Genomic DNA, 12,752 nt, shown 5'->3' with positions numbered 1-12,752 from the left:
CGATCTCGGGCATCACGCCGTGGGCGACCAGGTGGGTGTTGGCGTCCTCGTAGGCCTTGGCGACCACGTCGACCAGCTGCGCCTGCACCGTGTCCTGCACGCGGGTCCAGAGCTGGCGGCTCAGGCCGGCGGCCAGCCATTGCTCGACCAGCAGCTTGGCCAGGGTCTCGGGCTTGAGCACGTCCTTGCCGTCGAGCTCGCTCGTGCCCTCGAGGTGCTGGATGCGCAGCCGCAGGTCGCTGAGCTCGAAGCTCGCGCGGTCGTGGATCATCTGCGCCAGGCGCGAGGAGAGGATGTTGCTTTCCACCACCTCGTCGCCGATCAGCTCGAGCCGCAGCATCTGCGTGTGCGAGGTCGAGGTGTGGAAGCCGCTGGCGCCGCTCTCGCCGAGCGCCTTGCGCCAGCCGGTCTGCGCGAGCGACACCCATTGCGAGGCATTGCCCTGGAACGCGACGAAGTCGTCGCGGTGCTCCTGCATGGCGCGCGCGCTGCCGACCTCGGAGGCCAGCTGGGTCAGGCGGTCGCGGATGGCACGGGCCAGCGGAACGATGGCGCCTTCCGTCGCCAGCACGAAACGCTCACGCGTCTCGCGCGCGAGCTGCAGGGACGAGGCTGATCGCGCAATGCTCATTGAGGAAGATCAGGGGGCAGGTACCGGTTTCACCCGACAGACGCGAGCTTGCATCGGGAAGCGCATCCGCACAAGGGTGCGCTTCCTGTCGCGTTGCATGGGCGCCTCGCGGCGAGGGACGGGCCCGACTTTACCTTGCCCAGCGGATGCCGCAGGGGCGCCGCTTCAGACCACGGCGCCGGCGTTCGGATCGTCCGGATCGCCGTCGCGCTTGACCGGGCCCTTGATCAGGTCCTCGCGCTTGATACCGAGCCACATGGCGATCGCCGCCGCCACGAAGCACGACGAGTAGATGCCGAAGCAGATGCCGATGGTCAGCGCCAGCGCGAAGTAGTGCAGCGTCGGGCCGCCGAAGAAGAACATCGACAGCACCACGAGCTGCGTGGAGCCGTGGGTGATGATGGTCCGGCTGATGGTCGAGGTGATCGCGTTGTCGATGATCTCGGTGGTCGTCATCTTCCGGTAGCGCCGGAAGTTCTCGCGGATCCGGTCGAAGATCACGACCGATTCGTTCACCGAGTAGCCCAGCACCGCCAGCACCGCCGCCAGCACCGCGAGCGAGAACTCCCACTGGAAGAAGGCGAAGAAGCCCAGGATGATCACCACGTCGTGCAGGTTGGCCAGCACGGTGGCGAGCGCGAACTTCCATTCGAAGCGGAACGCCAGGTAGATCATGATCCCGACCACCACCATGCCCAGCGCCTTCAGGCCGTTGGTGGTGAGCTCCTCGCCCACCTGCGGGCCGACGAACTCGATGCCGCGCTGCGTGGCGGAGGGGTCGATGGCCTTGAGCGCGGCCATCACCGGCACGCTCTGCTGCTCGGCGCTCATGCCCTGGCGCGCCGGCAGGCGGATCTGCACGTCGCGCGAGCTGCCGTAGTTCTGCACCAGCACTTCCTGGTAGCCGAGCTTGCTCACGGCGTCGCGGATCTTGCCGACGTCGGCGGGCTGCGAATAGGCCACCTCCATCACGGTGCCGCCGGTGAACTCGACCGACAGGTGCAGGCCGCGGTGCATCAGGAAGAACACCGCCAGCGCGAAGGTCGCGAAGGAGATGATGTTCAGCACCAGGGCATGGCGCATGAACGGAATGGTGCGGTGGATGCGGAAGAACTCCATGGCCTTCTTTCCTTACTTGGCTTCGGCCACGGACGTACCGTCGGCGGTATCGGTCTTGGGGCGCCAGACGGTGCCGATCGACACGCTCTTGAGCTTCTTCTTGCCGCCGTACCAGAAGTTCACGATGCCGCGCGAGAAGAACACGGCCGAGAACATCGAGGTCACGATGCCCAGGCAGTGCACCACCGCGAAGCCGCGCACCGGGCCGGAGCCGAAGGCCAGCAGCGCGATGCCCGCGATCAGCGTGGTCACGTTGGAGTCGAGGATGGTGCCCCAGGCGCGGTCGTAGCCGGCATGGATGGCCGCCTGCGGCGAGGCCCCGTTGCGCAGTTCCTCGCGCACGCGCTCGTTGATCAGCACGTTGGAGTCGATCGCCACGCCGATCGCGAGCGCCATGGCCGCGATGCCGGGCAGCGTGAGCGTGGCCTGGATCATCGACAGCAGCGCCACCAGCAGCAGCAGGTTGACCGCCAGCGCGATCGACGAGAACAGGCCGAACAGCGCGTAGTACACGCACATGAAGACCATGATCGCCAGGAAGCCGTACATCACGGACTTGATGCCCTTGTCGATGTTGTCGGCGCCCAGCGTCGGGCCGATGGTGCGTTCCTGGATGATTTCCATCGGCGCGGCCAGCGAGCCGGCGCGCAACAGCAGCGCGAGGTCGTTGGCCTCGGTCACGCTCATCGAGCCCGAGACCTGGAAGCGGTTGCCCAGCTCGCCGTTGATCGAGGGAGCCGTGAGCACTTCGCCCTTGCCCTTCTCGAAGATCATCATCGCCATGCGCTTCTTGTAGTTCTCGCGGCTGACGTCGCGCATGATGTTGCCGCCCTTGGCGTCCATCGTCAGGTCGACCTTGGGCTGGTTGCTCTGCTGGTCGAAGCCGGGCTGCGCGTCGGTGAGGTTCTCGCCGGTGACCAGCACCTGCTTCTTGACGATCACCGGGCGGCCCGCGCGATCGAAGAACTTCTCGGAGCCGAAGGGCACCGGCCCGCCGCTGAGCTCGGCCGCGCGTCCTTCGGACGATTCGTCGACCAGGCGCATCTCGAGGGTGGCGGTGCGGCCGAGGATTTCCTTGGCCTTGGCCGTGTCCTGCACGCCCGGCAGCTGCACGACGATGCGGTCGATGCCCTGCTGCTGGATCACGGGTTCGGCCACGCCGAGTTCGTTGATCCGGTTGTGCAGCGTGGTGATGTTCTGCTTGAGCGCGGCGTCCTGCAGGCGACGCGCGGCCTCGGGCTTGATGGTGGCGACGAGGCGCCAGTTGCTGCCGTCCGGACCGTCGGTGGTCGTGAGGTCGGGGAACTGGTCCTGGATCAGCTGCTTGGCCTTTTCCAGCGCCGCGGCGTCGCGGAAGGTCACCTCGACGGCCTGGCCGTTGCGGCTCACCTGGGTGCCGCGGATGTCCTTCGAGCGGAAGTTGGTGCGCAGGTCGCTCGCGAAGGATTCGGCCTTCTTGTCGATGGCGCCCTTCATGTCCACCTGCAGCAGGAAGTCGACGCCGCCGCGCAGGTCGAGCCCCAGGTACATCGGGAAGGCATGCAGCGCCGTGAGCCACTTGGGCGAGCGCGACACCAGGTTCAGCGCCACCGTGTAGGGCGGGTCGGCGGCGTCGGGCACCAGCGCATGCTGGATCAGGTCGCGCGCCTTGAGCTGCTCGTCGGGGCTGCCGAAGCGAGCGCGCAGCGAACCGCCATCGAGCGTGATCAGATCGGGCACGAGGTCGCCCGCCTTCAGGGCCTCCTCGACGCGGGTCTGGGTGGCGCTGTCGACCTTGACGGTCGACTTGGCCGACGAGACCTGCACCGCAGGTGCCTCGCCGAAGAAATTGGGCAGGGCATAGATCAGCCCCACGAGCAGCACGATCACGATGATCGCGTACTTCCAGACCGGGTAACGGTTCATGAGATCGCGCTTTTCAGAGACGGCAGGAACGGGACACGGCGTGACTTGAGGTCCGGGGCAACGAAGCGCAAGACCGGGCCACGCTTTTCTTTCTTATTTGACGGCGCCCTTGGGCAGCACCTGCACCACCGCGCTGCGCTGCACCTTGATCTCGACGCCGTTGGCGATCTCGAGGCCCAGGTACTGGTCGCCGACCGAGGTGATCTTGCCGAGCACGCCACCGGCGGTGGCGACTTCATCGCCCTTGACCAGCGCCTCGATCATCGCGCGGGCTTCCTTCTGGCGCTTCATCTGCGGGCGGATCATGACGAAATACAGCACCACGAACATGAGCACCAGGGGGAGCATGCTGCCCAGCGAGGACAACATGTCGCCACCTCCGGCAGCGGGAGCGGCGGTCTGGGCGAAAGCGGTAGAAATGAACAAGGAAGTCTCCAACAGAGGGAAGAGGTAATGACTCCGGCGCGAGCCGCGCTCGGGGTTCGGCGGCACAGGGCCTTCGCACCAGAGCCTTCGCACCAGGGCTTTCAAACGGGCCAAGGGTCAACGGGCACGGGCCGCGAATCGAAGCCAAGCGGGGCTTGGCCGCCGCACAGCACCGGGCATTGTATTCGTGGCGAAGCGCCGCTCCGCGCGCTTATCCGGCGCGGGGCGGTGGGCATTCGGTGTTTGGGAGGCGCTCCTGGATTGCTATGTTTTGAATAGCATCGATCCTAAGCGGTGCCTGTGACAGCACGGTTTCGGCGCCAGGCCCGCGGGCCCGGCGCCGGCGCGGCCGGGCCAGCGCTCAGGCTGCCGCGCGTTCGGCGCGGGGCTGGCGCCACTTGGCCAGCAGCTCGTTCCAGCGCAGGCGCGCGGCCTCGAGGTTGCGTTCCTTCACGTGGCCATAGCCGCGGATCTGCTCGGGCAGCGCGGCGATCTCGAGCGCCAGCGCATGGTTGTCGGCGCGCAGCGCGCCGATCACCTCGTCGATGCTCGCGCGGTACTCGCCGATCAGCGCGCGCTCGGTCTTGCGCTCCTCGGTGCGGCCGAACAGGTCGAAGGCGGTGCCGCGCAGGCCCTTGAGCTTGGCCAGCAGCTTGAAGCCCGTCAGCATCGAGGGGCCGAACTTCTGCTTCAGCAGCTGGCCCTTGGCGTTCTTCTTCGCGATCAGCGGCGGCGCGAGGTGGTAGTTGAGCTTGAAGTCGCCCTCGAACATGCCCTCGATGCGCTCCAGGAAGGCGCGGTCGGTGTGCAGCCGCGCGACCTCGTACTCGTCCTTGTAGGCCATGAGCTTGAACAGGTAGCGCGCCACCGTCTCGGTCAGCGCGGTCTTGCCGGTCAGGCTGCTCTCGGCCTGCTGCACCTTGGCGACGAAGCGGCGGTACTCGTCGGCATAGGCCGCGTTCTGGTAGCCGGTCAGGAACTCGACGCGGCGCGCCACCAGGCTGTCGACGCTCTCGCGCTTCTTGAACTCGATCACCTGGCCGGGACGCACGCGCTTTTGCAGCTCGTCGGGCCGCACGGCGGCCTGGCGGCCCCATTCGAAGGCGGCCTTGTTGTTCTCGATCGCCACGGCATTGAGCTCGATCGCGCGCATCAGCGACTCGTGCGCCAGCGGGATCCAGCCCTTCTGCCAGGCGTAGCCCAGGATCATCGGGTTGACGTAGATGGTGTCGCCCATCAGCGCGGTCGCGGCCGCGTCGGCATCGAAGGCGCCCACGCCCTCGGCGCCCACGGCGCGCGCGATCTCGGCGGCACAGGCGTCCTCGGGGTTCTGCCAGTTGGCATTGCGCACGAAGGCGGCCGTGGGCGCGCTGTGCGTGTTGAGCGCCACGTGGGTGCGGCCCTCGCGCATGCGCGCCATGGTCTCGCCGTTCACCGACACCAGCGGGTCGCAGGCCAGGATCAGGTCGGCCGCCGCCGTGCCCACGCGGGTGGTGCGGATGTCGCCCTGGGTGTCGCCGATCAGCACGTGGCTCCAGGTGGCGCCGCCCTTCTGCGCCAGGCCGGCCGCGTCCTGCGTCACGATGCCCTTGGCCTCGATGTGCGCGGCCATGCCCAGCAGCTGGCCGATGGTGATCACGCCGGTGCCGCCGACACCGGCCACCACCACGCCCCAGACCTTGCCGCCGGCCAGCGACGGGATCGCGGGCTCGGGCAGCAGGCCGAACTCGGCCGGCGTGGCCGCCTTGTTCTTCGCCTTCTTCTTGAGCTGGCCGCCCTCGACGCTGACGAAGCTCGGGCAGAAGCCCTTGAGGCAGCTCATGTCCTTGTTGCAGGTGCTCTGGTTGATCGTGCGCTTGCGGCCGAACTCGGTCTCCAGCGGCTCCACGCTCAGGCAGTTGCTCTGCACGCCGCAGTCGCCGCAGCCTTCGCAGACCAGCTCGTTGATGACCACGCGCTTGGCCGGATCGACGGCCGTGCCCCGCTTGCGGCGGCGGCGCTTCTCGGTGGCGCAGGTCTGGTCGTAGATGATGGCCGTGGTGCCGGGCATCGCGCGGAACTCGCGCTGGATCTCGTCGAGCAGGTCGCGGTGCTTGACCTGCACGTGGTCGCCCGGGATGCTGACGCCCTCGTACTTCTCGGGCTCGTCGGTCACGATCACGACCTTCTTGGCGCCCTCGGCATGCAGGCTCTCGGCGATCTGCAGCACCGAATGGCCCTCGGGGCGCTCGCCCACGGTCTGGCCGCCGGTCATCGCGACCGCGTCGTTGTAGAGGATCTTGTAGGTGATGTTCACGCCGGCCGCGATGCTCTGGCGGATCGCCAGCAGGCCGCTGTGGAAGTAGGTGCCGTCGCCGAGGTTGGCGAAGATGTGCTGGTCGGTCGTGAACGGCTGCTGGCCCACCCATGGCACGCCCTCGCCGCCCATCTGCGTGAAGCCGATGGTGGAGCGGTCCATCCAGGTCGCCATGAAGTGGCAGCCGATGCCGCCCATCGCGCGCGAGCCCTCGGGCACCACGGTGCTGGTGTTGTGCGGGCAGCCCGAGCAGAACCAGGGCTGGCGCGCGTCCTTCACGCCCTCGGCCTGGATCACTTGCATCGAGCGTTCCTTGGCCTCGAGGATCGCGAGCTGCGCGTCGATGCGCGCCGCCATGTCGGAGCCGGCGGGCAGCAGGCCCGTCTTCTTGAGGCGCCCGGCGATCGCTTTGGCGATCAGCGCCGGGTTCAGGTCGGCGTTGGCGCGCAGCAGCGTGTGGGCGGTCGGATTGGGCATCGACCATTCGCCGCCCGAGTAGCCCTCGGCGGCGTGCACCTCGCCCTCGTCGAACTTGCCGACCACGTTGGGCCGCACGTCGGAGCGCCAGTTGTAGAGCTCTTCCTTGAGCTGGTATTCGATGACCTGGCGCTTCTCCTCGACCACCAGGATCTCCTGCAGGCCGGTCGCGAACTCGCGCGTGAGCTGCGCCTCGAGCGGCCACACCACGCCCACCTTGTGCAGCCGGATGCCGAGCTGGCGGCAGGCCGCGTCGTCCAGGCCCAGGTCGATCAGCGCCTGGCGGGTGTCGTTGTAGGCCTTGCCGCTGGCCATGATGCCGAAGCGGTCGTTCGGGCCCTCGATCACGTTGTGGTTGAGGCGGTTGGCGCGGATGTAGGCCAGCGCGGCATACCACTTGTAGTGCATGAGCCGGGCTTCCTGCTCCAGCGCATGGTCGGGCCAGCGGATGTGCAGGCCGCCGGGCGGCATCTCGAAGTCGGTCGGGATCACGATGTCGACGCGCTCGGGGTCGATCATGGCCGTGGCGCTCGACTCGACGATCTCCTGGATCGTCTTCATGCCCGACCACACGCCCGAGAAGCGGCTCAGTGCGAAGGCGTGGATGCCGAGGTCGAGGATTTCCTGCACGTTGGCCGGGAAGAACACCGGCGTGCCGCAGGCCTTGAAGATGTGGTCGCTCTGGTGCGCCGCGGTCGAGCTCTTGGAGATGTGGTCGTCGCCGGCCACCGCGATCACGCCGCCCCAGGCGGTGGTGCCCGCCATGTTGGCGTGCTTGAAGACGTCGGAGCAGCGGTCCACGCCCGGGCCCTTGCCGTACCAGATGCCGAAGACGCCGTCGAACTTGTTGGTGCCCTGCGGCGAGAAGCCCAGCTGCTGGGTGCCCCACAGCGCGGTGGCCGCGAGCTCCTCGTTCACGCCGGGCTGGAAGACGATGTTCTGTTCCTTGAGGAACTTGCTGGCCTTCCACAGCGCCTGGTCGTAGCCGCCGAGCGGCGAGCCGCGGTAGCCGCTGATGAAGCCGGCGGTGTTCTTGCCGACCTGCTTGTCGCGCAGGCGCTGCAGCATCGGCAGCTTGACCAGGGCCTGGACCCCGCTCATGAATGCGCGCCCATAGTCGAGGCTGTATTTGTCGTCGAGCGTGACGGTTTCCAGCGCGCGGCGGATGTGCTCGGGCAGCGGGGCGTTCATACGGTACTCCCTTCGCAAACATGCTCGCCGCCAAATCCAGTGCGTCCGGCGACGCCGTCCGCGCCGTACTTGTGCCTTCGGCGCAACCCGCGTTGCGGGTTGTCGTCGAGCGTGACGGTTTCTAGCGCGCGGCGGATGTGCTCGGGCAGCGGGGCATTCATGTCTGTCGTCTCCGTGGTGGCAGGGCCTTGTGGGCCTGGCTGATAGGTGCGGGTCTGTGCCCGGTCGGGCGCGAGCCCATGATCACGCAAAGTGTATGCCGGGGTCCGCGACAGGTGTTTGCTTTCCATGCCCCCAAAAAGCCACTTCTAGAAAGAAGATTGCTTAATATCGAGGCTTATGGAAAGCATTGACAAGTTCGACCTTGCCATCCTGCAAGAACTGCAGACCGACGGCCGCCTCACCAACGCCGAGCTTGCGCAGCGCGTGGGCCTGTCGGCCGCGCCCTGCTGGCGCCGCGTGCGCGCGCTGGAAGAGGCCGGCTTCATCAAGGGCTACCGCGCCGAGATCGACCGGCACAAGATCGGGCTGGGCGTGCTCGCTTTTGTGCGCGTCGACACCGAGCGCGTCACCAACGAAGCGACCCGCAAGCTCGAGGACGCCATCCGCAAGATGCCCGAGGTCGTGGCCTGCCACTACATCAGCGGCACCGGCACCTTCGAGCTGCAGGTGGTGGCGCGCGACCTCGACGGTTTCTCCGCCTTCGCGCGGCAGCACCTGATGAACCTGCCGAACGTGAAAGACCTGCACACCAGCTTCTCGCTCGGCGAGGTGAAGGCGAGCAGCGCGCTGCCGCTGGGGCACCTGGCGAAGTAGCGGCCGCGAGGGCCCGACGGGACCGGCGCCGATGGGCGACGGAACCCGCCGCCCGCCAGCCTAAAATCCTCGCCCACCCCAACCGCCACCCGGCGCACCCGAGGACTCCGCATGACCCCCACCCGCCGCGCCCTGGCGCTTGGCTTTGCCGCCGCCGTGCTGGCTTTCGGCGCCCTGGCGCCCGCCCAGGCGCAGAACCGCGAACTGACCGTGGCCTCCAGTGCCACCTATGCGCCGTTCGCGTTCGAGAACAAGGACAAGCAGATCGTCGGCTTCGACATCGACATCATCAACGCCATCGCCAAGCAGCAGGGCCTGAAGATCAAGATCGTGAACACGCCGTTCACCGGCATCTTCGGCGCGCTCAACAACGGCGACGTCGACCTCGTGATCTCGGGCGTGACGATCAACGAGAAGCGCAAGCAGAGCTACGACTTCACGCCGCCCTACTTCGCGGCGCGCCAGCTGATCGCGCTGCCGAAGAACAGCACGGTCGCCTCGCTCAAGGACCTCACGGGCAAGAAGATCGCGGTGGTGAGCGCCTCGACGGCCGACGACATCGCATCGCGCGAGTTCGGCAAGACCAGCCCGAACATCCGCCGCTTCGAGAGCACGCCGCTGATCATCTCCGAGCTGGCCGGCGGTGGCGTCGACGCGGCGATGGGCGACAACGGCGTGATCGCCTACCGCGTGTCGCAGAACCCCGATCTGAAGACCCTCGACGACAAGTCCTTCCCCGAGGAAGGCTTCGGCATCGTGGTGAAGAAGGGCGACAAGGCGCTGCTCGACAAGCTCTCGGCCGGCCTGGCGGCGATTCGCGCCGACGGCAGCTACGTGACGATCTACAAGAAGTGGTTCAACAAGGACCCGAACGTGCGCTGAGCCGCACGGCCCTCGTTCTGCTCCCACGGCCGCGCTTCGCGGCCGTTTCGTTTTTCTTTTCGTTCGTTTCTCTGCATTGAAGGAAGCCGCCATGGAACAACCCGTGTTGCTGTTCGGATGGTTCCGCTGGGACATCCTGGTCGAATACAAGGACCTGTTCTGGCAGGGCGCCTGGATGACCTTGCGCATGACGGTGGTCTGCGTGCTGCTGGGCGCGAGCTGGGGCCTGTGCCTGGCGCTGGCGCGGCTCGCGCAGCCGCGGCACGCACCCTGGACCTGGGTGGCGCGCTTCTTCCTGCGCTGGCCGGCCACGGTGTACGTGAGCTTCTTCCGCGGCACGCCGCTGTTCGTGCAGATCCTCTTGATCCACTTCGCGGTGATGCCGGTGTTCATCCATCCCACCTCCGGCCTGCTGATCGACGGCGAGCTCGCGCGCACGCTCAAGCAGGAGCACGGCGCGCTGATCTCGGGCGTGGTGGCACTCACGCTCAATTCGGCGGCCTACATCTCCGAGGTGTTCCGCGCGGGCATCCAGTCGATCTCGCGCGGCCAGTTCGACGCCGGCCGCTCGCTGGGCTTCAACCCGGCGCAGGTGATGCGCTACGTGGTGCTGCCGCAGGCCTTCCGCCGCATGCTGCCGCCGCTGGGCAACAACGCGATCGCGCTGCTGAAGGACACCTCCCTGGTCTCCGCCATCGGCCTGGCCGAGCTGGCCTACGCGGCGCGTACGGTGGCCGGCGCCTATGCGCGCTACTGGGAGCCCTACCTCGCGATCTCGGTGATCTACTGGGTGATGACGCTGGTGCTGACCACGCTGCTGCGCCGGCTCGAGCACCGGCTCGCGCGCAGCGACCGCGGCTGACCACGAACTGACCGGCCGGGGCCTCGCGGCGACAATAGCCCCACATGCCCCCGATATCGCCCGAAGAGACGCCCATCCCGCCCGCGCGGCCGAAGCCGCCCAAGCTCGCCGCGCTCGAGCCGCTGAAGCTGCCGGTGTTCCGCATGCTGTGGAGCACCTGGCTGATCGCCAACATCTGCATGTGGATGAACGACGTGGCGGCGGCATGGATGATGACCTCGCTGACCACCTCGCCGATCTGGGTCGCGCTGGTGCAGTCGGCTTCCACGCTGCCGGTGTTCCTGCTCGGCCTGCCCAGCGGCGCGCTGGCCGACATCCTCGACCGCCGGCGCTGGCTGATGGCCACGCAGTTCTGGCTCGCGGGCACGGCGATCGTGCTGTGCGCCGCGATCGCGCTCGACATGATGACCGCGCCGCTGCTGCTGGCGCTGACCTTCGCCAACGGCATCGGGCTGGCGCTGCGCTGGCCGGTGTTCTCGGCCATCGTGCCCGAGCTGGTGCCGCGGCCCCAATTGCCCGCCGCGCTCGGGCTCAACGGCATCGCGATGAATGCCTCGCGCATCATCGGCCCGCTCACGGCCGGCATGCTGATCGCGAGCGCGGGCAGCGTCTGGGTGTTCGCGCTCAACGCGGTGCTGTCGGTGGCCTCGGGCTTCGTGGTGCTGCGCTGGCGCCGCGAGCACACGCCCAATCCGCTGGGCCGCGAGCGGCTGATCAGCGCGATGCGCGTGGGCGTGCAGTTCGTCTGGCAGTCGCAGCGCATGCGCGCGGTGCTCAGCCGCATCACGATCTTCTTCTTCCATTCGACGGCGCTGCTGGCGCTGCTGCCGCTGCTCGCACGCAACCTTCAGGGCGGCGGCGCCGGCACCTTCACCCTGCTGCTGGCGGCCATGGGCTCGGGCGCGATCGTGGCGGTGCTGTTCCTGCCGCGGCTACGCCAGGCGCTGGGGCGCGACCAGCTGGTGCTGCGCGGCACCGCGCTGCAGTCGGCCGCCACGGCGGTGATGGCCTTCGCGCCCAATGCCTGGGTCGCGGTGCCGGCGATGTTCTTCGGCGGCATGGCCTGGATCACGGTGGCCAATTCGCTGTCGGTGTCGGCCCAGCTCGCGCTGCCCGACTGGGTGCGCGCGCGCGGCATGTCGACCTACCAGATGGCGATCATGGGCGCGAGCGCGATCGGTGCCGCGCTGTGGGGCCAGGTCGCCACGGTCACCGACCTGCGGATGAGCCTGGTCGTGGCCTCGGTCACCGGCACGCTGCTGATGCTGGCCGCGCTGCGCTGGGTCACCGACGTCTCGGGCGAGGACGACACCACGCCCGCCAAGGCCGGCTGGGCCTCCGGGCCGCCGTCCGAGGCGCCGCAGGAGAACGGCCGCGTGGTGATCAACGTCGAGTTCATCATCGACCCGGCACGCGCCGCGGCCTTCCACCTCGTGATGCAGCAGACGCGCCGCGCGCGGCTGAGCCAGGGCGCGATCGGCTGGGAGCTGCTGCACGACATCGGCGAGCCGGGCCGCTACGTCGAGCAGATCGTCGACGAGAGCTGGACCGAGCACCTGCGCCGCTTCAACCGCGCGACCGCCGCCGACATGGCGCTGCGCGAGCGCCGGCTGGCCTTCCACCTGGGCGAATCGCCGCCGGTGGTCACGCGCTACGTCGTGCGCCGCTGATCCACGCAAGCCCCCTGACGCCATGAAGACGACCCAGGTCGCCACGCTGTTCTGCTGCCTGTTCCTCATCGGCTCGGCCGAGGTGGTGGCGGGCCCGATGATGGGCGCGATGAGCGCCGACCTCGGCGTGCGCTCGAGCGCCATCGCCTACCTGCCGGCCGCCTACGGTCTCGCCTATGGCGCCTTCGCGCTGATCGCCGGGCCGCTGTCGGACCGCTGGGGCCGCCGGCGGCCGCTGCAGGCCGGGCTGCTGGGCTTCGCGCTGCTCAGTGCCGCGCTCCCGAGCGCGCCGAGCCTGGCGGTGGCGATCGTGCTGTCGGCGCTGGCGGGGCTGTGCGCGGGTCTGATCCAGCCCAATGCGCTGTCGCTGGTGGCCGACGAATCGCCGCCCGAGCAGATCGGCCGCCGGCTGAGCCATGTGTTCGTCGGCCTGATGCTGGCCTTCGTGCTCACGCCGGTGGTGGCCGGCTGGCTGAC

General features: G+C 68.2%; 11 protein-coding genes. 5 read left to right on the top strand and 6 right to left on the bottom strand.

Annotation, left to right across the window (positions count from 1 at the left end):
* The 6 genes from AC27VN_RS17730 to AC27VN_RS17705 all read right to left on the bottom strand — a co-directional run.
* A partial coding sequence (locus AC27VN_RS17730) for a DUF1631 family protein (protein WP_490877359.1) occupies nt 1–631 on the bottom strand: 631 nt, incomplete at its 3' end.
* A gap of 165 nt (nt 632–796) precedes the next feature.
* Complete coding sequence (gene secF, locus AC27VN_RS17725; RefSeq protein ID WP_093351319.1) at nt 797–1,750, bottom strand: protein translocase subunit SecF; 954 nt, start codon at nt 1,748–1,750, stop codon at nt 797–799.
* Between the two features lie 12 nt (nt 1,751–1,762).
* Nucleotides 1,763–3,655, bottom strand: coding sequence for a protein translocase subunit SecD (gene secD / locus AC27VN_RS17720; protein ID WP_296792098.1), 1,893 nt, complete (start codon nt 3,653–3,655; stop codon nt 1,763–1,765).
* 93 nt (nt 3,656–3,748) lie between these two features.
* Complete coding sequence (gene yajC / locus AC27VN_RS17715) at nt 3,749–4,081, bottom strand: preprotein translocase subunit YajC (protein WP_093351325.1); 333 nt, start codon at nt 4,079–4,081, stop codon at nt 3,749–3,751.
* 361 nt (nt 4,082–4,442) lie between these two features.
* A complete protein-coding gene (locus AC27VN_RS17710) occupies nt 4,443–8,045 on the bottom strand; it encodes an indolepyruvate ferredoxin oxidoreductase family protein (RefSeq protein WP_490877358.1) in 3,603 nt (1,200 codons plus the stop codon).
* Nucleotides 8,042–8,206 carry a hypothetical protein gene (locus tag AC27VN_RS17705; protein ID WP_177239497.1) on the bottom strand — a complete coding sequence of 55 codons (165 nt, stop codon included), beginning with the start codon at nt 8,204–8,206 and terminating at the stop codon, nt 8,042–8,044. Before AC27VN_RS17705 ends, AC27VN_RS17710 begins: the two co-directional genes overlap by 4 nt.
* 178 nt (nt 8,207–8,384) lie before the next feature.
* Here AC27VN_RS17705 and AC27VN_RS17700 point away from each other — a divergent pair, with 178 nt between their 5' ends.
* From AC27VN_RS17700 to AC27VN_RS17680, 5 genes are all read left to right on the top strand, one after another.
* Nucleotides 8,385–8,861: an Lrp/AsnC family transcriptional regulator gene (locus AC27VN_RS17700; RefSeq protein ID WP_057594358.1), complete on the top strand. Its 477-nt coding sequence runs from the start codon at nt 8,385–8,387 to the stop codon at nt 8,859–8,861.
* Between the two features lie 111 nt (nt 8,862–8,972).
* Complete coding sequence (locus tag AC27VN_RS17695) at nt 8,973–9,743, top strand: basic amino acid ABC transporter substrate-binding protein (RefSeq protein WP_490877357.1); 771 nt, start codon at nt 8,973–8,975, stop codon at nt 9,741–9,743.
* Between the two features lie 91 nt (nt 9,744–9,834).
* The gene (locus AC27VN_RS17690; RefSeq protein ID WP_057595865.1) at nt 9,835–10,605 is read left to right on the top strand and encodes an amino acid ABC transporter permease; all 771 of its coding nucleotides are present in this window, start codon (nt 9,835–9,837) and stop codon (nt 10,603–10,605) included.
* Nucleotides 10,606–10,649: 44 nt separating this feature from the next.
* Nucleotides 10,650–12,275, top strand: a complete 1,626-nt coding sequence (locus AC27VN_RS17685) for an MFS transporter (RefSeq protein ID WP_203203334.1) — start codon at nt 10,650–10,652, stop codon at nt 12,273–12,275.
* Between the two features lie 22 nt (nt 12,276–12,297).
* Nucleotides 12,298–12,752, top strand: a 455-nt coding sequence (locus AC27VN_RS17680; RefSeq protein WP_490877356.1) for an MFS transporter, incomplete at its 3' end; no start/stop codon positions are given.

It is taken from the genome of Variovorax sp. 20P10.2.4 (assembly GCF_058244205.1).
Note: the sequence above shows the minus strand (reverse complement) of the source record. Positions and strands in the feature narration are given on the sequence as shown.